We start from the raw sequence: 20,020 nt of genomic DNA, 5'->3' as shown, positions 1-20,020 counted from the left end.
CCGCAGCTCGGCGACGCGGGCGCGCAACGGCTCGGGGTCCGCGAAGAGCGTCGGCCCCGTGTCCACCGCGCCGCGCGCCGCCTGGAGCTCGTCCACCCGGTCCGCCAGCTGCGAGGCGACGTCGGCGGCGCGGGAGAGCTCACGGCCGAGCGCGAGGCCCGACCGCCACAGCCGGCGCCCGAGCAGGAACGCGCCGCCAAGGGTCGCCAGGACGAGGACGGTCCAGACCGAGAACCACAGCACCGTCAGCCCACCTCCTCGTACGCGCGCAGGGCGGCCCGCGCCGAGGCCGCGACCTCCTGCGCGATCCGGGCCGGCCGGACCTCGATCACGTCGTCGGCGACCTGGAGCACCAGGTGGCGCAGCCACGCGGGCTGCACGACCCGGAGGTCGACCTCGAACGAGCCGTCCTCCAGGTTACGCACGGCGTCGACGGGCGTCGTCTCGACCACCCAGCGGGCGCGGCTGGTCAGGTGCAGCGTCACCAGCTCGCCCTCGGCGCCCGGCGAGAAGACGTCGGCCCCCTCGGGCACCTGGTGGTCGACGGTCGGGGTGTCCAGCACCGAGGCGGCGAGCACCCGGTCCACGCGGAACAGCCGCTCCCCGTCGACCAGCAGGCACCAGCCGAGAAGGTAGGAGCGCTCGTCGTCGGCGACGAGCCGGATCGGGTCGACGTCGCGCTCCGTCGCGACGTCCGAGGCGTTCACGTAGCGCAGGTGCAGCCGGCGGCCGTGCCGCAGCGCCGTGGCGACCGCGGCGGCGACGTCCGGCGCGGCGTCGACCGCGAGCTGGACGTCGACGGCGGCGGCCGCGTCACCGGTCGCGGCGGTGAGCTTGTCCAGGGCCGAGCGCAGGACCGCGGCCCGCTCGGGGTCCAGCGCGTCGCCGAGGGCCGCATCGACGGCTCGCAGCGCGGCGACGAGCGCGACGGCCTCGCGCGCCCCCAGCCGCAGCGGCCGGGTCATCCCGCGGGACTCCGTGAGCCGGACGACGCCCTGCTCGTAGGAGGCGGCGTCGAAGTCGATGAGGTCGTGCGGGTAGTAGCCGGGCGTGCCGGTCACCCACAGGGTGTCGATGTCGTCCATCACCTGCCGGGCGCTCACGCCGAACTGCGACGCGATCGCCTCGACCGAGACGTCGTCGTGGCGGTCCAGGTACGTGATCATCCCGAGCATCCGCAGGAGCCGGTCGCTCGCGCGCTCAGCCATCGGTCCGCACCTCCTGGTCGAGGGTCGCGGCCGTCCGCAGCATGTGCAGGACCGAGCCCCGCAGCCCGGGCGGCGCGAGGACGACGACGGCGTCGCCGTAGCCGACGAGCTCCTCCGCGAGCTCCCACTCGGCGCGGAACGGCACGTGCACGATGTCGCGGTGGGCGAGCGTGCGCACGGGCTCGTCGGGGGGTGCCGGCACGGCACGCGCCCGCGCGGCGCTCGCGCGCTCCGGCAGGATCGCGAGCGTCGCGATCCGCTCGGGGCCGCTCCCCCACGTCTGCAGCGACTCGGCGAGCTCCTCGGCGCTGGGGGCAGTGAACGACCCGGGCTCGCCGACCGTCCGCACGACACCCTCCACGCGGCTCAGCCGGAACGAGCGGCTCGCCCCGCGGTCGCGGTCGCGGCCGACGAGCACCCAGCCCCCGCGCCGGGCGAGCAGCTTCCACGGCTCGACCGTCCGCTCGCGCACCTCGCCGGTCGCGGCGGCCCGGTAGGTGAAGCGCACCGCCTGGCGCGCCTGCACGGCGTCGACGAGCGGGCCGAACGCCCCGCCGCCCGCCCGCACCCGCGGCGCCAGGCCGGCCACGAGGTCCGTCGACTCGGGTGCGTCGCCGACGGCGCGCAGCTTGGTCAGCGCGCGGGTGGTGTCCGCGCGCACCGACTGGTCCTGCCAGACCTGCGCGGCCATGGCGAGCACGCCCAGCTCGGCCGCGGTGAGGTCCAGGGGCGGCAGGGCGTAGGCGTCGAGGTCGACGCGGTAGCCGATGTCGTCACCGTGCCCGGCGTCCGTGACCGTGAGGATCGGGATGCCGAGGTCCCGCAGGGTGTCCTTGTCGCGCTCGAACATCCGCTCGAAGGCGTCGTCGGACGGTGCTTCCTGGTACCCGGCGACGCTCGCGCGCACCTGCTCCTTCGTCATGCGGCCCGCGGTGTTGACCAGGGCGATGACGAGATTGAGCAGGCGTTCGGCGGGGGCGATCTGGGCGGCCATCGGGGACCACCGTAGTGGCCGGTAGCGTGGTCGCGTGATCACGTGGCGTGCGGGTGTCGTGGTGTCGCTCGGGGCCACGTGGCCCGGCGCCGCCGAGGTGACGGTGGAGCTCGAGGCGCCCGTGGGCACCGCGACCGCCGGCGACACGGTCCGCGCGCTGGCCTTCCCGGCCCTCGTCGGCAGCCCCGAGATCGGCGACCGCGTGCTGCTCAACGTCTCGGCGCTGGCCCGCGGGCTGGGCACCGGCGGCTACGCGCTGGTCATCGCGCTGCCGGACCGGCCGCCCGCCGACCCGCCCGACGGCCCCGGCCACCTGGTGAAGGCCCGCTACACGCCGCTGCAGGCGATGGTCCTGGGGGTCGACGACCAGGAGTCCTCGCACCACGAGCTCCTGCGCGAGGCCGACGACCTCGGTGGGCTGCCGGTCGTCGTCGCCGACCTGCACTCGGCGCTGCCCGCGATCGTCGCCGGCGCCCGGTTCGCCGCATCGCGGGCCGGTCGGACGGCGCCGCGGGTCGCCTACGTCATGACGGACGGCGGGGCGCTGCCGGCGTGGTTCTCCCGGACGGTCGCCGGCCTGCGGTCCGCCGGATGGATCGAGGCGTGCGTGACCACGGGGCAGTCGTTCGGGGGCGACCTCGAGGCCGTCACCGTGCACACCGGCCTGCTGGCCGCCCGGCACGTCGTCGGGGCCGACCTCGTCGTCGTGGCCCAGGGCCCGGGGAACCTCGGGACCGGCACGCGGTGGGGGTTCTCCGGTGTCGCAGCGGGCGAGGCGGTCAACGCCGCCGCGGTGCTGGGCGGGCGCCCGGTCGCCTCGTTGCGGGTGTCGGGCGCGGACGCGCGCGAGAGGCATCTCGGGATCTCCCACCACTCACTGACGGCCTACGGCCGGGTCGCGATCGCCCGGGCCGACGTCGTCGTGCCGCTGCTCGACGGGGAGCTCGGTGCCCGCGTCCGCGACCAGGCCGGCGCGCTCGCCGCGCGGCACCACCTGGTCGAGGTGCCGGCCGGGGACGACCTGCTCGCCGCGCTCGCGGCCACGCCTGTCCGGCTCTCCACCATGGGGCGCGGGCTGGACCAGGACCCCGCGGCGTTCCTCGCCGCCGCGGTCGCGGGCGTCCACGCCGCGGGCCTGTAGTGCCCGCCTACTGAGCCGGCTCCTGGTAGAGCCCGACGACGTTGCCGCCCGGGTCGCGGAAGCGCGCCGTCACTTCGCCCGGGTCACCGCCGATCGGCTGGACCAGCGCGCAGCCCTCGTCGAGCACCCGCTCGAGCGTCTCGGCGACGTCGTCGACCCAGAGGTAGACCAGCAGCCCCGGAGGCGTCGACGCGCGGTTCGGCACCCAGTGGCCGCTGACCTCGCCGGTCGGGTCCTCGAAGTAGTACGTGTCGCGCTGCTCGCGAACGACCCAGTCGAAGACCCGCGAGTAGAACTCGGCGGCCTTCCGCGGGTCGTCCGCCGGGAGCTCGACGTGGCAGACCTTGCCGTGGCGCAGCGTGGGCATCGACTCACCTTCCGGAACCTCGATCGCGCCGACCGTGGAGTGCGGTCACAGGCAACCTACTCGCGCCGTCAGTCGTCCCGCTGCGTCGTCGTGTGCAGCGCGACCAGCGTCGCCAGGCGGCGGGCCTCGGACTCCGCGAACGCTCCGTCGGCCCGCTGGATCCCCATGACGGCGAGGGTGTCGCCGTCGGCCAGGTCCAGCTGCACCCACGGCCGGCCCGACCCGAAGCGGACGGACACGATCTCGGCCCACTCCAGCCGGCGCGTGAACACGAGGTTCCGGACGGTGAGCCCTTCGTCGTCGACGCGCGCGACCACCGAGGCCTGCCGCCAGAGGAACCCGGCGATGAGGCCCCCGACGATCGCGAACCCGAGCCGGTCGCCCGCCGTGAGGATCGACAGTGCCAGCATGATCGCGATGGTCAGGCCGACGACGACGACCGCCATCACGAGGGTGACGACGCGCGCGAACCGCGGCCGGAACGGCGCCGTGAGCTCGTCCACGGCCGCTCCGCTCAGAGCCGGCACGCGTGGATCGACGTCACGAGGATCGCACGCGCACCGATGTCGTACAGGGAGTCCATGACCCGGTTGGTCTGGTCGCGGCGGACCATCGCCCGCACGGCCGCCCAGTCGCGGTTGTGCAGCGGCGAGACGGTCGGCGACTCGAGGCCCGGGGTGATCGCGACGGCCCGGTCCACGAGGCTGAGCGGCACGTCGTAGTCCATGAGCACGTACTCGCGGGCGGTCAGGACGCCCTGGATCCGCCGTGTGAGCACGTCGAGTCCTGCCGGCTCCTCGCCGTCGGAGCGACGCACGAGCACGGCCTCGGACCGCAGGATCGGGTCCGCGAAGATCTCCAGCCCTGCCGCGCGCAGGGTCGTGCCGGTCTCGACGACGTCCGCGATCACGTCCGCGACGCCGAGCCGGATGGCGGACTCGACGGCGCCGTCCAGGCGGACCACGCCGGCCGGCTCGATGCCGAGCGAGCGCAGGTACGACCGCACGAGCACCGGGTAGGAGGTCGCGACGCGCCGGCCGCCCACCTGCGCGACGTCGGTCCACTCCCCCGCCGTGCCGGCGAACCGGAACGTCGAGCGCGCGAACCCGAGGGGCAGGTGCTCCACGGCCGCGGACTCGGAGTCGAGCATGAGGTCGCGGCCGGTGATGCCGACGTCGACGGTGCCGGCACCGACGTACACCGCGATGTCCCGGGGGCGCAGGAAGAAGAACTCGACGTCGTTGTCCGGGTCGGGCAGCACCAGCTCGCGGGAGTCGCGGCGCTGGCGGTACCCGGCCTCCTTGAGCATCTCGGAGGCGGGCTCCGACAGGGAGCCCTTGTTCGGGACGGCGATCCTCAGCACGGTCGTTCCTCTCAGAGGTGGGTGTACACGTCGGCGAGGGTCAGCCCGCGCGCGATCATCAACACCTGGAGGTGGTACAGGAGCTGCGAGATCTCCTCGGCGGTCCGCTCGTCGGACTCGTGCTCGGCCGCCATCCAGACCTCGGCGGCCTCCTCGACGACCTTCTTGCCGATGCCGTGCACGCCCGTGTCCAGCTCCGCGACCGTGCCGGAGCCCGCCGGGCGGGTCGCGGCCTTCTCCGAGAGCTCGGCGAACAGGGTGTCGAAGGTCTTCACGCGGGCACTCTAGACGGCACCGGCCTGAGGGCGCGCAGCGCGACCACGGTCGCGACGGCGGCCTCCGCGGCCTCGGCGCCCTTGTCCTCGTGGGAGCCCTCGAGCCCGGCACGGTCGAGCGCCTGCTCCTCGTTGTCGCAGGTGAGCACGCCGAACCCGACGGGCACGCCCGTGCGGATCCCGACGTCGGTGAGCCCGAGGGTGGCCCCCTGGCAGACGTACTCGAAGTGCGGCGTGCCCCCGCGGATCACGACGCCGAGCGCCACGACGGCGTCGGCACCGCCCGCGGCGGCGACCTGGGCCGCGACCGGGAGCTCGAACGTGCCGGGAACGCGCACGACCGTCACGTCCTCGACGTGCGCGGCCTCCAGCGCGCGCCGCGCGCCGGCCAGCAGGCCGTCCATGACGACCGTGTGCCAGCTCGCCGCGACGACGACGACCTTCAGGCCGGTCCCGTCGACGGAGAGGGTGGGTGCTCCAGCGCCGCTCATGCCAGGTCCTCCAGGTTCTCGAACGCGTGGTCGTCGTGGTCCGCGCCGGGCGTCGCCGGCGTGGCGTGCACCGGCGAGACGGGGATCGGCTCCCGCTCGGTGCCGGGCGGCAGGTGGAGCAGGTGCCCCATCGACGTCGCCTTGGTGCGCAGGTAGGCCTCGTTCTGCGGCGTGCGGCCCACCTCGAGGCTGCGGATCTCCACGACGTCGATCCCGTGGGCACGCAGTCCGGCCACCTTCGCCGGGTTGTTGGTCAGCAGGCTGACGCGCTGCACGCCGAGGTCCGTGAGGATCGCGGCCGCGGCGCCGTACTCGCGCCGGTCGGCCGGCCAGCCGAGGTCCAGGTTGGCCTCCACCGTGTCCCGCCCCTGGTCCTGCAGCGCGTACGCGGCGACCTTGGCCAGGAGCCCGATCCCGCGGCCCTCGTGCCCGCGCAGGTAGACGACAGCGCCGCCCTGCTCGGCGGCCAGCTCGAGCGCGGCGTCCAGCTGGGGACCGCAGTCGCAGCGCGCGGACCCGAACGCGTCGCCCGTGAGGCACTCGGAGTGCACGCGCACGACCGGCTCGGCGGCGAGCCCCGCGGTGGGCACGAGCGCGACGTGCTCGGCGCCCGTGCGCAGGTCGCGGTAGCCGTGGATGCGGAAGTCGCCGTGCTTCGTCGGCAGGTACGCGGTGTGCGTCGCGTGCACGCGCTCCTTCGGCGGGGCGGCGACGGCCACCTCGGCGGTGACGTCGTCGCCGTGCTCGGTGCGCCACGCGACGATGTCCTCGATGGTGAGCAGCACCAGCCCCTCGGCCTCGGCCAGCGCGGACGCCACGTCGAGGCGCGTCATCGTGCCGTCGTCGTTGACCAGCTCCGCGATCGCGCCGACGGGCTCCAGCCCCGCGAGGCGGCAGAGGTCGACCGCGGCCTCGGTGTGGCCGGCGCGGTGCAGCACGCCGCCCGGCACGGCCCGCAGCGGGAGCACGTGACCCGGGCGGATGAGGTCCTCGCGGCCCGAGGCTGGGTCCGCCAGCACCCGCAGCGTGCGGGCCCGGTCCGACGCCGAGATGCCCGTCGTCACGCCCGTCGCCGCGTCCACCGTGACCGTGTACGCGGTCCGGCGGGGGTCCTGGCTGTGCGGCACCATCAGCGGCAGGTCGAGCGCGTCGGCCCGCGACGCCGGCATGGGCGCGCAGAGGTACCCGGACGAGTGCCGGATGGTCCAGGCGATCCACTCGGGCGTCGCCGACTGCGCGGCGAGGATGACGTCCGCCTCGTTCTCGCGGTCCGGCGAGTCGGCGACGAGCACCGGACGCCCGGCGCGCAGCGCGTCGAGGGCCTGCTCGATCGTGCCCACCTTCACCCCGGCCGGCGGGGTCATCGCAGGACCCCCGCCGTCGAGAGCAGCCGTTCGGTGTACTTGGCCAGCACGTCGACCTCCAGGTTGACCCGTGCGCCGGGCGCGAGCGTGCCGAGGGTCGTCGCCTCGAGCGTGGTCGGGATGAGGGAGACGCCGAACGACTCGTCGGTCACGTGCGTCACGGTCAGGGAGATGCCCGACACGGCGATGGAGCCCTTCTCGGCGACGTACCGCGCGAGCTCCGGCGCCAGGCCGATCTCGACGTCGTCCCACCGCGGTCCGGGCGACCGGCTGAGGATCGTGCCGACGCCGTCGACGTGCCCCTGCACGACGTGCCCGCCGTACCGGCCGCCGACCGCCAGCGCGCGCTCCAGGTTGACCGGGCTCGACACCCCGACGTCCTCCAGCGCGCTGCGTCGCAGGGTCTCCGGCATGACGTCGGCGAAGAACGTCCCGTCGCCGGGCAGCTCGGTGACGGTGAGGCAGACGCCCGAGACGCTGATCGAGTCGCCCAGGTGGGCGTCCGACACGACCAGCGGGCCGCGGACGCGCAGGCGCGCGTCGGTCCCGTCCGGACCGTGCTCGATCTCCTCGACGGTGCCGATCTCCTCGACGATTCCGGTGAACATCAGTGCTCCTCCGTGCTGCTGTGCGGTGCGTGTGGCGGGTCGACGGTCGCGACGACAAGGACGTCGGGACCGAGCGGGATGACGGATCGGGTGGTGAGACGCAGGGCGTCGCCGATGGTGGTGACACCGAGGTCGGCCAGGGCGGACGGGCCGGAGCCGAGCAGGACGGGCGCGACGTAGGCGTGCACCTCGTCGACGAGCCCAGTGCGCAGGAACGCGGCCGCGAGCGTGGGCCCGCCCTCGACGAGCAGGTGCCTGACCTCGCGCGCGGCGAGCTCGGCCAGCACCTCGGCGGGGTCGTGCGTCCGCACGTGGACCAGCTCCCCGCCCGGGCCGTGCAGCCGGGCGTCGGCCGGCAGGTCGCGGTGGCCGACGACGACGCGTAGCGGCTGGTGCCCGTGCAGCTCGCCCGCGGCGTTCCGCGCGGTCAGCGACGGGTCGTCGACGAGCGCGGTGCCGGTGCCGACGGCGATCGCGTCGACCTCGGCGCGCAGGTCGTGCGCGTGGTGCCGCGAGACGTCCGACGTGATCCAGCGGCTGGAGCCGTCGGCCGCGGCGATGCGGCCGTCGAGCGACGTCGCGATCTTCAGGGTGACGAAGGGCCGCCCGCGCTCCACGGACGGGAGCCAGGCACCCAGCAGCGCCCGGCCCTCGTCGGCCAGCAGGCCGGTCTCGACCTGCACCCCGGCGCCGCGCAGGCGCTCGGCACCGCCGGCCGCGACGGGGTTGGGGTCGGACACGGACACGACCACGCGCGCGACGCCGGCGGCGATCAGCGCCTCCGAGCACGGGCCGGTACGGCCGGTGTGGTTGCAGGGCTCGAGGGTGACGACAGCGGTGGCGCCGCGCACGGACCGGCCCCGCCCGGCGGCGTCCGCCAGCGCGGCGACCTCGGCGTGCGGCGTCCCGGCTCCCCGGTGCCAGCCCTCCCCGAGCAGCTCACCGGACGGGCCGAGCAGGACGGCGCCGACGCGGGGGTTGGGACCGTTCGCCGGACCCCGCCGCGCGAGGTCGAGCGCCCGCCGCATGGCGTCGGTCTCGGAGGGCACGCGCACACCGGTCTCGGTGCGGGCCATGCATCACCTCCGGGCGCGATCGCTCCGGGGTGAGGGCGGCAGGAAGGGTCCCGCAGCCACGGCGCACAGGCGCCGCCACGTGATCCTCCCATCCGGACTTTCACCGTCGGTCCTGGAGTTCCACCAGGTCAACCGCCCGATCCTTGCGGACCGAGCGGGTCGCGGACTGTCACCGCCGGCTCGGAATTACACCGACCCCGGAGCACGTGTGTGTGTTCGTACTGCGCCAACGATCATGCCACACAGCACATTCCCGCTGGGCCGTCCCGCCGGTCAGGCGCCCTCGTCCGCCAGGCCCCGCAGGGCGGCGATCTCGGCGGCGATGTCGGGCGCACCGTAGACCGCGGAGCCGGCCACGAACACGTTGGCGCCCGCCGCGGCGATCCTGCCGATGGTGTCGCGCGCGACTCCCCCGTCCACCTGGATCCAGGTGTCCCCGCCGGACGCGTCCAGGGCGGCACGCGCGCGCCGGATCTTGGGCAGCATGCCCTCGATGAACGACTGTCCCCCGAAGCCCGGCTCGACGGTCATCACGAGGAGCATGTCGAACTCGGGCAGGAGGTCGAGCAGCGGCTCGACGGGCGACGCCGGCCGCAACGCGATCCCGGCCCGGACCCCGCGGGCGCGGAGCTCGCGCGCGAGCCGCACGGGCGCCTGCGTCGCCTCGGCGTGGAAGGTCACGGAGGCGGCGCCCACGGCGGCGTACTCCGGCGCCCACCGGTCGGCGTCCTCGATCATGAGGTGCAGGTCGAGCGGGACGGGCGACACCTCGGCGATCCGCTGCACGACGGGCAGGCCCAGGGTGAGGTTGGGCACGAAGTGGTTGTCCATGACGTCCACGTGCACGTAGTCGGCGGTCGCGATCGCCTGGAGGTCACGCTCGAGGTTGGCGAAGTCGGCGGACAGGATGCTCGGGTTGATCAGCGCAGGCACCCGGCCAGCGTAGAGGCCTCAGCCGGTCCGACGGAGGAGCGTGAGGTGCATCGCGTCGGTGCCGTGCACGTGCGGCCACAGCTGCACGTCCGTCCGGTCGTCGTCGAGCTCGACCTGCCCCCCGGGCGCGATCCCGCGGACGACCGAGCGGGCGTCGAGGGTCTCGATCTCCAGACCCGCACGCCCCGCGGCCCGCAGGGCGTCCTTGACGACGAGCTGCGTCTCGACGAGGTGCGGCGAGCACGTGACGTAGGCGACGACTCCGCCGGGGCGCACCGCCCGCAGCGCCGAGACCAGGAGGTCCCGCTGCAGCGCGCTGAGCCCGGCCAGGTCCGCGGGCGTCCGTCGCCAGCGCGCCTCGGGCCGACGACGCAGCGCCCCGAGACCGGTGCACGGCGCGTCCACCATCACGCGGTCGTACGCGCCCGGCTCGTCGGTCCCGACCGTGCGCCCGTCACCCGTGCGGACGTCCTCGACCGCATCGGCGGGTACCGCGCGCAGCGCCTGCTCGACCAGTCGGGTGCGGTGGGGCTGGACCTCGTTGGCGACGATCCGCGCCCCGCGCTCCCCCGCCACCGCCGCGAGCAGAGCCGCCTTGCCGCCCGGCCCGGCGCACAGGTCGAGCCACCGCTCGTCGGGGCCGTCCAGCGGGGCCTCCGTGAGCGCGAGCGCGACGAGCTGGCTGCCCTCGTCCTGCACGCCGGCGCGGCCGTCGCGGACGCTCGGGAGGGCCGCGGGGTCGCCGCCGGACAGGACGACGGCCGTCGGTGCGAGGGTGCCCACCCGGCCGACCTCGTCCCCGGCGTCGTCGACCACCTCGTCCGGGGACGCCAGCCCGGGTCGCGCGACGATGGTCACCCGGGGCGCGACGTTGTCCGCCGCGAGCAGCGCGCCGATCTCGTCGGCGGACCGCCCGTTGCCCACGAGCGCCTCGCGCAGCGCGCGGACCACCCACAGCGGGTGGCTCTCGACGACCGCGAGCCGGGCGAGCTCGTCGTCGCCGACGGCGTCGGCGATCCGCTGGTCCCAGGCCTCCGGTGTCTCGCGCCCCACCGCGCGCAGGACGGCGTTGACGAACTGGGACGGCCCGGTGCCCAGCTGCTCGCGGGCGAGGCCGACCGTCTCCGAGACCGCGGCGTGGGCCGGGACGCGCATGCCGAGCAGCTGGTGCACGCCGAGCCGCAGGACGTCGAGGGCGGGGGCGTCGATGGTGTCGACCGCCCGGGAGGCCGCCTGCGCGATGATCGCGTCGTACCGGCCCTGCAGGCGGAGCGTGCCGTAGGCGAGCTCGGTGGCGAACGCCGCGTCGCGCCCGGTGATCCGGCGCTCGCGCAGCAGCGGCGGCAGGACGAGGTTCGCGTACGAGTCGGTGCCCGCGACGGCGCGCAGGACGTCGTACGCGGCGGTCCGGGCCGGGTCGCTGCCCCGGCGGCGCTGCGACGGAGCGGCCGCGGACCGTTGCGTCCGGCCCTGCGACCGGGCCGCCCCGCGCTGGCGGCCCTGCGGGTCGCGGCGGTCGTCCGTCGGGCTCACGCGGCACCGCCGAGCACGGTGTCGGCGCCGAGCCGGGCGCCGCGGGCCCAGTCCGCCGCCGCCATCGCGCGCTTGCCCTGCGGGGTCACCTCGGTCAGGCGCACCGCGTGCCCGCCGGTCCCGACGAGCACCTCTTTCTTGCCCACGAGCAGGTGCCCGGGGGCCAGCTCGGTGACGTCGGGCGCGAGCTGCACCGGTGCGAGGCCGAGCCGCGAGCCGTCGGGCAGCGTGGTCCACGCGCCGGGCGCCGGCGTGCACCCGCGGACCCGCCGGTCGACCGCGTGCGCGGGGTGCGACCAGCGCACGCGGGCGTCGTCGACCTCGATCTTGGGGGCCAGGCTGACCCCGTCGGTCGACTGCTCGACCGGGCTGAGGATCCCGTCCTCGAGGGCGTCCAGGGTCCGCACCAGCAGGTCGGCCCCGGCCACCGCGAGACGGCCCAGCAGGTCACCGGAGGTGTCGCGGGGCCTGATCGTCTCGGTGAGGAACCCGAACACGGGCCCGGTGTCCAGCCCGGCCTCGAGGCGGAACGTCGACGCGCCCGTGACCTCGTCGCCGGCGATGATCGCGTGCTGGACCGGCGCGGCGCCGCGCCAGGCGGGCAGCACCGAGAAGTGCAGGTTGACCCAGCCGTGCACCGGCTCGTCGAGCAGCGCCGGCGGGATCAGCGCGCCGTAGGCGACGACCGGCGCCGCGTCGACCGCGAGCTCCGCCAACCGGGCCTGGAAGTCCTCGTCCCGGGGGCGCTGCGGCGTGAGGACCTCGAGCCCGGCCTCCAGCGCGCGGGTCTTGATCTCGCTCGGCGCGGAGGACCGGCCGCGGCCCGAGCGGGCGTCGGGACGGGTGAGCACGGCGACCACCTCGTGGCGGGACGCGAGGAGCGCCTCGAGCGACGGCACCGCGGCCGCGGGAGTTCCGGCGAAGAGCAGTCGCATGCCGTCGATCCTAGGTGCGCCCGAGCACCAGGCCGCGCGCCGCGAGGTCCGCCCGCAGCGCGTCCGCGGACGTGAACAGCAGTGCGTCGAACCCAGCCCGCGCGGCCGCAGCGACGTTGGTCGCGGAGTCGTCGGCGAACACCGTGCGCTCCGGGACCAGCCCGAACCGCCGCGTGAGCAGTGCGAACACGCCCGGGTCGGGCTTGGCCAGGCCGACCTCGCCCGACACCAGCACGTCCTCCAGCAACCCGATCGCCGGGGCCGCGGGCTCGGCCAGGTGGAACGTCTCCGCCGACCAGTTGGTCAGCCCGAGCAGGCGCACGCCCCGCGCCCGCAGGTCGCGGACCAGCTCCTCCGACCCCGGGACCGGGCCGACGAGCGTGTCCGCGAAGTGCTCGACGTACAGGTCCAGCGCCGGCAGGTGCGCGGGGTCGGTCGCGGCGAGCGCGGCCCGGGCGTCCGCCCACGACCGTCCCGCGTCCTGCTGGTGGTTGAAGGCCATGAAGTCGACGTCGGAGAAGAACGCCTCGACCTCAGCGGCCGGCAGCCGACCGTCGAACGGGCGGTACGGATCCCATCGGACGAGCACGTTTCCCAGGTCGAAGACGACCGCGTCGATCATCAGCCCAGCTCCGTCGGGTCCAGCTGCACACGCACGGCGCCACCCTCGCGCCGCGCGCTGCGGACCGCCAGAGACGCGGCGAGGCCACGCGCGAGCGCTGCCCCCTGCGGCCGCGGCACCCGCACGATCGCCCGGACGTCCGGCTCGAGCGCGCCCGCCTCCGGCTCCCCCACGGGGACGGGGCCCAGGATCTCGGCGCCGGCGAGCTCGAGGCGGGAGAGCACCGTGTCGACGGCGTCGCGCGGCCCGGTGACGGCCGCCATCCGCACGGCCGGCGGCAGCGCGAGCTCCGCGCGCTCGGCCAGCTCGCGCGAGGCGTACCCGGACGGGTCCCAGCGGACGAGGGCCTGCGTGGCCCGCTCCTCGGCGTCACCGACCAGCACCACGACGCCTCCCTCCGACGCCGGCCGCACGAGTGCCGCGGCCGCGAGCCAGCGACGCAGCGCGTCCTCGCCGGTCCGCAGCGATGCGCCGGCGGTGCTCACGGCGGCGTCGAGCAGGAGGGCCGCCGCGTAGCCGCCGGGTGCCACGGGCTCGGCTCCCGGCGTCGCGACGACCACGGCGGGGACGTCCGTGACCGCCGCCAGCACGCCTCCGGCGGCGCGCGCGCCCGAGACCCGGACGGGGACGCCCGGGAACGCCCGGCCCAGCTCCTCGGCGGTCCGCTCCGACCCGACCCGCACGGACCGCAGCGCCCCCGCGCCGCACTCGGTGCATCGCCAGTCCGTGGCCAGCCGGCCGCACCAGCCGCAGGTCGGGACGCCGTCGGCGGTGGTCAGGCCGAGCGGGCCGTGGCAGACGCCGCACAGGGCGGCCGCACGGCAGCGGCCGCAGGCGACCACCGGGACGTACCCCGCGCGGGGAACCTGCACCAGGACCGGCCCGTCCGCGAGCCGGTCCCGCAACGTCTTCCAAGCGGGGGCCGGGAGCCGCGCGGCCGCCGCCGGACCCTCGCGCGCGAGCTCGACCGACGTCAGCGCGAGCACGCGGGCCGCCCGCGCGCGCGTGGTGGCGCGGTCCGCCGTGACCTCGCGCGCCCAGCCGGACTCGACCAGGGCCTGCGCTTCGACGCTGCGCCCGTGCGCGGCGACGAGGAGGGCGCAACCCTCCAGCTCGGAGCGCAGCGCCAGCACCTCCCGGACGTGCGGGTACGGCGTCCGGGGCTCGGCGTGCAGCGGGTCGCCGTCGTCCCAGACCACCGCGAGGCCGAGGTCCGTGACCGGCGCGAAGGCCGAGGCCCGCGTCCCGACGACGACGGACGCGTGCCCGCGCAGCGCGGCGAGGAACGACCGGTAGCGCGCGGCCGGGCCGTCGTCGGCCGCGAGCCGGACCGCACCGCCGACCGAACCCGGGGTCCAGCGCGGGACGCCGACCTCCTCGAGCGCCGTCAGGACGCGGTCGATGTCCCGGGCGTCCGGCACGACGACCAGGGCACCGCGGCCACCGAGCACGCACGCCGCGACCGCCTGGGCGATCGCGTCGGGCCACCGCTCCCCCGCCGCGCCGGGCAGCGCGGACCACACCGCACGCGGTGCTCCGCCGGCGGTCACGTGCTGGAGGAAGGCCCCGCCGCCACGGTACGGGGCCCACGCGGTGGCCGAGGGCGACGGCGCGGGCGGTTCGGCGGCCGGCGTCGGCACCTCGGCCTCGACGCGGGCGTGCCGCGCGGGGATCGCGAGGCGCAGCACGTCGTTGAGCGTGCCGGCCCACCGGTCCGCGACCGCGCGGGCGAGCCGGGCGACCTGCGGGGTCAGCACCGGCTCCGCCGAGACGACCTTGCGCACGGGGACGAGCGCACCGTCGTGCTCGGCCTCGTCCACGCGCTCGAGGACGTAGCCGTTGACGTCCCCCTGCGCGCCGAACCGCACCTTCACGCGGGCGCCGGGCACCGCGGTGTCCGCCAGGGCGGCGGGCACGAGGTACTCGAAGACCCGGTCGAGGTGCGCCGGGACCAGGTCCACGCACACCCGGGCGACCGGCAGGTGCTCGGCCAGGGCGACGCCACCGGGCAGCGCACGGGCCTTGCGCCGCGGCTGCGGCAGGCCCTCGAGCATCAGCTGCTCGCCGCTCCCGGTCACGTCCACGTGGTCATCACACCATCGGCCGCCCACCCCGGACGGGGCGCGCGCGACGGACCTGTGGACAGCGTCAGCCCACCGCGGACTGCAGGTCCGCCACGCGGTCGGTGCGCTCCCAGGTGAACTCGGGCAGCTCGCGGCCGAAGTGCCCGTACGCCGCGGTCTTGCGGTAGATCGGCCGCAGCAGGTCGAGGTCGCGCACGATCGCGGCCGGGCGCAGGTCGAAGACCTCGCGGATCGCGGCGGTCAGCCGCGCGACCGGCACGGTCTCGGTGCCGAACGTCTCGACGTAGAGGCCGACCGGGTTGGCCTTGCCGATCGCGTAGGCGACCTGCACCTCGCAGCGGCGTGCCAGACCCGCGGCGACGATGTTCTTGGCCACCCAGCGCATCGCGTACGCGGCCGAGCGGTCGACCTTCGACGGGTCCTTGCCGGAGAACGCACCACCACCGTGCCGCGCGATGCCGCCGTACGAGTCGACGATGATCTTGCGGCCGGTGAGGCCGGCGTCGCCCTGCGGGCCGCCGACCACGAACGTGCCCGTCGGGTTCACGAGCAGGCGGTAGTCGGAGGCGTCGAGGTCGAGCTGCGCGATCACCGGCCCGATGACGTGCTCGGCGATCGCCGGCCGCAACGTCGTCTCCAGGTGGACGTCCGGGTCGTGCTGCGTCGACAGGACGACGGTGTCGAGCCGCACCGCGCGGTCGCCGTCGTAGCCGATGGTGACCTGGGTCTTCCCGTCGGGCCGGAGCCCCGGCACGATGCCCTCCTTGCGCACGAGCGTCAGGCGCTCGGCCAGCCGGTGCGCGAGCCAGATGGGCAGCGGCAGGAGGGTCGGCGTGTCGTCGCTGGCGTAGCCGAACATCAGGCCCTGGTCGCCGGCACCCTGCGCGTCCAGCGGGTCGAGGTCGGAGGTGTCCTCGCGGACCTCGATCGCCTTGTCCACGCCCGCCGCGATGTCCGGCGACTGCTGCCCGATCGACACCGAGATGCCGCACGAGTCGCCGTCGAACCCGATGGCCGACGACGTGTAGCCGATGCCCCGGACCACCTGCCGGACGATCTGCGGGATCTCGACGTACGCGCTGGTGGTGACCTCGCCGGCCACGTGCACCAGGCCGGTCGTCACCATCGTCTCGACGGCCACGCGGGCCTGCGGGTCCTGCTCCAGGATGGCGTCGAGGATCGCGTCGGAGATCTGGTCGCAGATCTTGTCCGGGTGCCCCTCGGTCACGGACTCGGACGTGAAGAGGCGCAGGTCGGGCTGAGTCATGGCGGACAGCGTAATGGGCGCGCCCGGCGCGGCGGGCCGGATCTCAGCCGCGCGCCACCACGGCGTCCCAGACGGCGTCCGCGACCTCGTCCTTGCTGCCGCTGGCCTCGGCGACGACCGCGCCGGTCCCGTCGAGGATCGTCACGTCGTTGGCGTCGCTGCCGAACCCGCGCCCGCCGCCCACGGCGTTCACCACCAGCAGGTCGGCGCCCTTGCGCAGGGCCTTCGCGCGACCGTGATCGAGCACGCTGCCGGTCGCGTCGCCGGTCTCCGCGGCGAAGCCCACCACCACCTGGCCCGGCCGCAGCCGGTCGGCGGCCAGCTCGGCCAGGATGTCGACGGTCTCCACCAGCTCGAGCACGGTCGGCGCACCGTCGCGGTGCTTCTTGATCTTGGCGTCCGCGCTGGTGCGCGGGCGGTAGTCGGCGACCGCGGCCGCCATGACGACGACGTCGGCGTCCTTGGCCGCCGCGCGGACGGCGTCGCGCAGCTCCGCGCCGGTCTCGGCCCGCACCACGTCGACCCCCGGCGGGGCCGGGACGTCGATGTTCGCGGCGACGAGCGTGACCCGCGCGCCGYGGGCGTACGCCGTGCGGGCCAGCGCGACACCCTGGCGGCCCGACGAGCGGTTGCCCAGGAACCGGACGGGGTCGAGGGGTTCCCGGGTGCCGCCGGCCGAGACGACGACGTGCCGGCCGTCCAGGTCGCGGGGGCGATCGGTGACCAGCGCGAGGGCCGCGGCGGCGATCTCTTCCGGCTCGGGCAGCCGACCCGGACCGGTGTCCGAGCCGGTCAGGCGGCCGGCGGCGGGGTCGAGCACGTGGACGCCGCGGGAGCGCAGCGTCGCCACGTTCGCGACCGTGGCGGGGTGCTCCCACAWCTCGGTGTGCATGGCCGGGGCGAGCAGCACCGGGCAGCGCGCGACGAGCAGGGTGGCGGTGAGCAGGTCGTCCGCCTGCCCACCGGCGGCGCGCGCCATCAGGTCGGCCGTGGCCGGGGCCACGATGACGAGCTCGGCCTGCTTGCCGACCGCGACGTGCGCCACCTGGTCGACGTCCTCGAAGACGTCGGTGGTCACCGGCTGGCCGGACAGGGCCTCCCACGTCGCGCGCCCGACGAACTCGAGCGCGGCGCGCGTGGGGACCACGCGGACGGCGTGGCCGTCCTCGCGCAGCAGGCGCAGCAGCAGGACGGCCTTGTAGGCGGCGATCCCGCCCGCGACGCCGAGGACGATGCGCATGGTGGGGCGGTCAGCCCTCCGTGGCCTCGGACGTCAGCAGGCCGGCGTCGATCTCGCGCATGGCGATGGACAGCGGCTTCTCCTGCGGACGGGTGTCGACCAGCGGGCCGACGTACTCGAGCAGGCCCTCGTTCAGCTGCGAGTAGTACGCGTTGATCTGGCGCGCGCGCTTGGCCGAGTACAGGACGAGCGCGTACTTGGAGTCGGCACGCTCGAGCAGACGGTCGATGGGCGGGTCGGTGATGCCGGTGGGGGCGGCGACGGTTCCGGACACGGTGATCTCCCAGAGAGGCAGAGGATGGGACTGGCAGGGTCTAACGGTGATCCTACCTGGTCGGGATGCCCATCCCGCGGACCAGCTCGTCGGTCGCCCGGTGGACGTCGTCGTTGACGATCACCTGGTCGAACTCCGCCTCGGCCGCCAGCTCCACGCGCGCCGTCGCCAACCGGCGTTCACGCTCCTCGGCGTCCTCGGTCCCGCGCCCGACCAGGCGGCGCTCCAGCTCCGTGAACGACGGCGGCGCGAGGAACACGAAGTGCGCGTCCGGCATGGACTCCCGCACCTGCCGCGCGCCCTGCAGGTCGATCTCGAGGAGGGCCGGCTTGCCGGCGGCCAGCCGCTCCTCGACGGGTCGGCGCGGCGTCCCGTACCGGTTCCGCCCGTGCACGACGGCCCACTCGAGCAGGTCGCCGCGCGCGACCATCGCGTCGAACTCGTCGGCCGAGACGAACAGGTAGTGGACGCCGTCGACCTCGCCCGGACGCGGCGACCGGGTCGTCGCGGAGACGGACAGCCAGACCTCGGGGTAGCGGGAGCGGACGTCGGCGGACACCGTCCCCTTGCCGACGGCGGTCGGTCCGGCGAGAACGGTCAGCCGGGCAGGCGTCGTCGTCATGGGTGGTGCGGTACTCCTCGAGATGGACGGCGCGGCCCGCCTCGTCTCGAGCTGTTCACCCGAATCGGTCGACGAGAGCCTTCACCTGGTGCGGTCCGAGACCGCGCACGCGCCGGGTCTCGGAGATTCCGATCTCGGAGATGATCGCACGCGCCTTGACCTTGCCGACGCCAGGGAGCGACTCGAGCAGTGCGAGAACCTTGAGCTTGCCGATCGTCTCGTCCTTCTGCCCCTGCGCGATCACCTCGGAGAGCGTGCCCTGCGAGTACTTGAGGCGATTCTTGACCTCAGCGCGGGCCTGCCGGGCGGCGGCGGCCTTCTGGAGCGCTGCCGCTCGTTGTTCGGGAGTCAGCGGAGGGAGAGCCACGCGCGTCACCTTCTCGTCGTTGGGCCGGCGATCCAGCACGCATCTACGCGGGACCGTTGGAATGAAACTAGCGAGACCCCTGGTGAACGGCAACGTGGACGGACGATCAACGCAAAAGGTGCGCACCCGCGCCTGACCTGCACACGCGCTACGGTGGCCCGGTCGTTGGTCGAGGAGCTGACATGGGTGACGACACGGCCCTCACCCGGGCGCGCGAGGCGTCGGCGCACGGGCGCTGGGCGAGCGCGTACGACCAGTACGCCCTCGCCGCCGCCCGCCACGGCCTCGGCCCGGTGGATCTGGCCGACTGGGGGTCGGCGGCGCTCCTGTGCGGTCGCGACGACGAGGGCTGCGACGTCCTGGCGGCGGCGTTCGACGCGCTGGTGCGCGACGGCGAGGTGGCGCGAGCGGCCAGGTGCGCCCTGTGGGCATGCCTCAACCTGGGCAACCGGGGCCGGGTCGCCGCGATCGCCGGCTGGATGGAGCGCGGCGCCCGGCTCGCGGCCGCACACCCCGGCTCGGTCGTCCCCGGCTACCTCGCGGTGCCGCAGGCGCGTCAGGCGATGCTCGAGCACGACATGGCGGAGGCGCTCCGGTGCTCGCGGCTCGCGTCGGCTGTCGCCACGGAGGTCGGCGACCGCGACCTCGGCGCACTCGCCCGGCTCGGCGAGGGCCACGTCCTCATCCTGGTGGGCGAGACGACCGCGGGCCTGGCCGCCCTGGACGAGGTCATGCTCGCCGTCACGACGGGAGGCGCGTCGGCCCTGGTGGCCGGCATCGTGTACTGCGCGGTCATCCACCTGTGCCGCGAGGCGCTGGACCTGCGCCGGGCGCGGGAGTGGACGCAGGCGCTCGACACCTGGTGCGAGCGGCAGCCCGAGCTCGTCCCGTTCCGGGGGGCGTGCCGCATCCACCGCTCGCAGGTGCTGCTCGAGTCGGACGACTGGGACGGCGCGCTGGTCGAGGCCGAGGGCGCGGTGGAGGCCCTCTCCCACCCCCGGCAGGCCGACCTGGGCAACGCCTGGTACCAGAAGGCCGAGGTCCACCGGCTCCGCGGCGACCTGACCGCGGCGCAGGACGCGTACCGCGCGGCCCACGAGGCCGGTGCCGACCCGATGCCCGGCCTCGCCCTCGTCTGGACGACGCTCGGACGTGCGCAGGAGGCGCACGACGCGCTCACGGCCCGGCTCGGGTCGTCCGCGCCCTCCCCCGCGCTGCTGGCCGCGGCCGTCGAGGCGGCGCTCGCGGCCGGCGAC

General features: G+C 75.4%; 22 protein-coding genes, 1 pseudogene and 1 riboswitch. Of the genes and pseudogenes, 2 read left to right on the top strand and 21 right to left on the bottom strand.

The genetic code is table 11. The features are described 5' to 3' along the window. From AC1DT4_RS18860 to AC1DT4_RS18850, 3 genes are all read right to left on the bottom strand, one after another. The coding region (locus AC1DT4_RS18860) for a hypothetical protein (RefSeq protein WP_477091292.1) at positions 1 to 243 on the bottom strand (243 nt) is incomplete at its 3' end. A 2-nt stretch (positions 244 to 245) separates the two neighbouring features. Next, on the bottom strand, positions 246 to 1,208 hold the full coding sequence (locus AC1DT4_RS18855; protein ID WP_477091291.1) for a helix-turn-helix transcriptional regulator: 963 nt from the start codon (positions 1,206 to 1,208) through the stop codon (positions 246 to 248). Continuing rightward, the gene (locus tag AC1DT4_RS18850) at positions 1,201 to 2,202 is read right to left on the bottom strand and encodes a helix-turn-helix transcriptional regulator (protein WP_477091290.1); all 1,002 of its coding nucleotides are present in this window, start codon (positions 2,200 to 2,202) and stop codon (positions 1,201 to 1,203) included. Before AC1DT4_RS18850 ends, AC1DT4_RS18855 begins: the two co-directional genes overlap by 8 nt. A 34-nt stretch (positions 2,203 to 2,236) precedes the next feature. Here AC1DT4_RS18850 and AC1DT4_RS18845 point away from each other — a divergent pair, with 34 nt between their 5' ends. Then, positions 2,237 to 3,343, top strand: a complete 1,107-nt coding sequence (locus AC1DT4_RS18845; RefSeq protein WP_477091289.1) for a DUF3866 family protein — start codon at positions 2,237 to 2,239, stop codon at positions 3,341 to 3,343. Between the two features lie 7 nt (positions 3,344 to 3,350). Here AC1DT4_RS18845 and AC1DT4_RS18840 read toward each other — a convergent pair whose 3' ends face one another. From AC1DT4_RS18840 to mihF, 18 genes are all read right to left on the bottom strand, one after another. After that, the gene (locus AC1DT4_RS18840) at positions 3,351 to 3,710 is read right to left on the bottom strand and encodes a VOC family protein (RefSeq protein ID WP_477091288.1); all 360 of its coding nucleotides are present in this window, start codon (positions 3,708 to 3,710) and stop codon (positions 3,351 to 3,353) included. Between the two features lie 68 nt (positions 3,711 to 3,778). Beyond that, on the bottom strand, positions 3,779 to 4,213 hold the full coding sequence (locus tag AC1DT4_RS18835) for a PH domain-containing protein (RefSeq protein ID WP_477091287.1): 435 nt from the start codon (positions 4,211 to 4,213) through the stop codon (positions 3,779 to 3,781). Between the two features lie 11 nt (positions 4,214 to 4,224). Next, positions 4,225 to 5,073, bottom strand: coding sequence for an ATP phosphoribosyltransferase (gene hisG, locus AC1DT4_RS18830; RefSeq protein ID WP_477091286.1), 849 nt, complete (start codon positions 5,071 to 5,073; stop codon positions 4,225 to 4,227). 11 nt (positions 5,074 to 5,084) lie between these two features. After that, positions 5,085 to 5,348: a phosphoribosyl-ATP diphosphatase gene (locus AC1DT4_RS18825; protein ID WP_056094875.1), complete on the bottom strand. Its 264-nt coding sequence runs from the start codon at positions 5,346 to 5,348 to the stop codon at positions 5,085 to 5,087. Then, the gene (ribH, locus tag AC1DT4_RS18820) at positions 5,345 to 5,839 is read right to left on the bottom strand and encodes a 6,7-dimethyl-8-ribityllumazine synthase (protein ID WP_477091285.1); all 495 of its coding nucleotides are present in this window, start codon (positions 5,837 to 5,839) and stop codon (positions 5,345 to 5,347) included. The genes AC1DT4_RS18825 and ribH overlap by 4 nt, the downstream gene beginning before the upstream one ends. After that, on the bottom strand, positions 5,836 to 7,203 hold the full coding sequence (ribA, locus tag AC1DT4_RS18815) for a GTP cyclohydrolase II (RefSeq protein WP_477091284.1): 1,368 nt from the start codon (positions 7,201 to 7,203) through the stop codon (positions 5,836 to 5,838). The genes ribH and ribA overlap by 4 nt, the downstream gene beginning before the upstream one ends. Beyond that, on the bottom strand, positions 7,200 to 7,811 hold the full coding sequence (locus AC1DT4_RS18810; RefSeq protein WP_477091283.1) for a riboflavin synthase: 612 nt from the start codon (positions 7,809 to 7,811) through the stop codon (positions 7,200 to 7,202). Before AC1DT4_RS18810 ends, ribA begins: the two co-directional genes overlap by 4 nt. Further along, entirely contained in the window at positions 7,811 to 8,887 is a 1,077-nt protein-coding gene (ribD, locus tag AC1DT4_RS18805) for a bifunctional diaminohydroxyphosphoribosylaminopyrimidine deaminase/5-amino-6-(5-phosphoribosylamino)uracil reductase RibD (RefSeq protein WP_477091282.1), read from the bottom strand. Before ribD ends, AC1DT4_RS18810 begins: the two co-directional genes overlap by 1 nt. 76 nt (positions 8,888 to 8,963) lie before the next feature. Continuing rightward, positions 8,964 to 9,096, bottom strand: a riboswitch (FMN riboswitch). A 64-nt stretch (positions 9,097 to 9,160) separates the two neighbouring features. Next, positions 9,161 to 9,820, bottom strand: coding sequence for a ribulose-phosphate 3-epimerase (gene rpe / locus AC1DT4_RS18800; protein ID WP_477091281.1), 660 nt, complete (start codon positions 9,818 to 9,820; stop codon positions 9,161 to 9,163). Positions 9,821 to 9,838: 18 nt separating this feature from the next. Continuing rightward, on the bottom strand, positions 9,839 to 11,353 hold the full coding sequence (locus tag AC1DT4_RS18795) for an RsmB/NOP family class I SAM-dependent RNA methyltransferase (RefSeq protein WP_477091280.1): 1,515 nt from the start codon (positions 11,351 to 11,353) through the stop codon (positions 9,839 to 9,841). After that, positions 11,350 to 12,288 carry a methionyl-tRNA formyltransferase gene (gene fmt, locus AC1DT4_RS18790; RefSeq protein ID WP_477091279.1) on the bottom strand — a complete coding sequence of 313 codons (939 nt, stop codon included), beginning with the start codon at positions 12,286 to 12,288 and terminating at the stop codon, positions 11,350 to 11,352. Before fmt ends, AC1DT4_RS18795 begins: the two co-directional genes overlap by 4 nt. Positions 12,289 to 12,298: 10 nt before the next feature. Next, on the bottom strand, positions 12,299 to 12,910 hold the full coding sequence (locus AC1DT4_RS18785; RefSeq protein ID WP_477091278.1) for an HAD-IA family hydrolase: 612 nt from the start codon (positions 12,908 to 12,910) through the stop codon (positions 12,299 to 12,301). After that, the gene (locus AC1DT4_RS18780; RefSeq protein WP_477091293.1) at positions 12,910 to 14,964 is read right to left on the bottom strand and encodes a primosomal protein N' family DNA-binding protein; all 2,055 of its coding nucleotides are present in this window, start codon (positions 14,962 to 14,964) and stop codon (positions 12,910 to 12,912) included. Before AC1DT4_RS18780 ends, AC1DT4_RS18785 begins: the two co-directional genes overlap by 1 nt. 94 nt (positions 14,965 to 15,058) lie before the next feature. Then, a complete protein-coding gene (metK, locus tag AC1DT4_RS18775; protein WP_477091277.1) occupies positions 15,059 to 16,261 on the bottom strand; it encodes a methionine adenosyltransferase in 1,203 nt (400 codons plus the stop codon). A 43-nt stretch (positions 16,262 to 16,304) separates the two neighbouring features. Beyond that, a complete protein-coding gene (gene coaBC, locus AC1DT4_RS18770; protein WP_477091276.1) occupies positions 16,305 to 17,501 on the bottom strand; it encodes a bifunctional phosphopantothenoylcysteine decarboxylase/phosphopantothenate--cysteine ligase CoaBC in 1,197 nt (398 codons plus the stop codon). 10 nt (positions 17,502 to 17,511) lie between these two features. After that, on the bottom strand, positions 17,512 to 17,775 hold the full coding sequence (rpoZ, locus tag AC1DT4_RS18765; protein ID WP_028046344.1) for a DNA-directed RNA polymerase subunit omega: 264 nt from the start codon (positions 17,773 to 17,775) through the stop codon (positions 17,512 to 17,514). Between the two features lie 52 nt (positions 17,776 to 17,827). After that, complete coding sequence (gene gmk / locus AC1DT4_RS18760; protein ID WP_477091275.1) at positions 17,828 to 18,397, bottom strand: guanylate kinase; 570 nt, start codon at positions 18,395 to 18,397, stop codon at positions 17,828 to 17,830. Between the two features lie 55 nt (positions 18,398 to 18,452). Continuing rightward, positions 18,453 to 18,764, bottom strand: a complete 312-nt coding sequence (gene mihF, locus AC1DT4_RS18755; protein ID WP_013771131.1) for an integration host factor, actinobacterial type — start codon at positions 18,762 to 18,764, stop codon at positions 18,453 to 18,455. A gap of 182 nt (positions 18,765 to 18,946) precedes the next feature. Between mihF and AC1DT4_RS18750 the strand changes: the two are divergent. Beyond that, a pseudogene (locus AC1DT4_RS18750) lies at positions 18,947 to 20,020 on the top strand (DNA-binding response regulator); the annotation flags it as partial.

This window comes from Cellulomonas sp. P4_D11 (genome assembly GCF_056401915.1).
The sequence above is the reverse complement of the archived record's forward strand: the minus strand, read 5'-3'. Positions and strand labels throughout refer to the sequence as shown.

Bases quoted from the DNA above. Each gene is read 5' to 3' on its own strand.
- AC1DT4_RS18855 (WP_477091291.1), bottom strand. From the start codon at position 1,208: ATGGCTGAGCGCGCGAGCGACCGGCTCCTGCGGATGCTCGGGATGATC.
- AC1DT4_RS18850 (WP_477091290.1), bottom strand. From the start codon at position 2,202: ATGGCCGCCCAGATCGCCCCCGCCGAACGCCTGCTCAATCTCGTCATC.
- AC1DT4_RS18840 (WP_477091288.1), bottom strand. From the start codon at position 3,710: ATGCCCACGCTGCGCCACGGCAAGGTCTGCCACGTCGAGCTCCCGGCG.
- ribH (WP_477091285.1), bottom strand. From the start codon at position 5,839: ATGAGCGGCGCTGGAGCACCCACCCTCTCCGTCGACGGGACCGGCCTG.
- ribA (WP_477091284.1), bottom strand. From the start codon at position 7,203: ATGACCCCGCCGGCCGGGGTGAAGGTGGGCACGATCGAGCAGGCCCTC.
- AC1DT4_RS18810 (WP_477091283.1), bottom strand. From the start codon at position 7,811: ATGTTCACCGGAATCGTCGAGGAGATCGGCACCGTCGAGGAGATCGAG.
- ribD (WP_477091282.1), bottom strand. From the start codon at position 8,887: ATGGCCCGCACCGAGACCGGTGTGCGCGTGCCCTCCGAGACCGACGCC.
- fmt (WP_477091279.1), bottom strand. From the start codon at position 12,288: ATGCGACTGCTCTTCGCCGGAACTCCCGCGGCCGCGGTGCCGTCGCTC.
- AC1DT4_RS18785 (WP_477091278.1), bottom strand. From the start codon at position 12,910: ATGATCGACGCGGTCGTCTTCGACCTGGGAAACGTGCTCGTCCGATGG.
- AC1DT4_RS18780 (WP_477091293.1), bottom strand. From the start codon at position 14,964: ATGCTCGAGGGCCTGCCGCAGCCGCGGCGCAAGGCCCGTGCGCTGCCC.
- metK (WP_477091277.1), bottom strand. From the start codon at position 16,261: ATGACTCAGCCCGACCTGCGCCTCTTCACGTCCGAGTCCGTGACCGAG.
- gmk (WP_477091275.1), bottom strand. From the start codon at position 18,397: ATGACGACGACGCCTGCCCGGCTGACCGTTCTCGCCGGACCGACCGCC.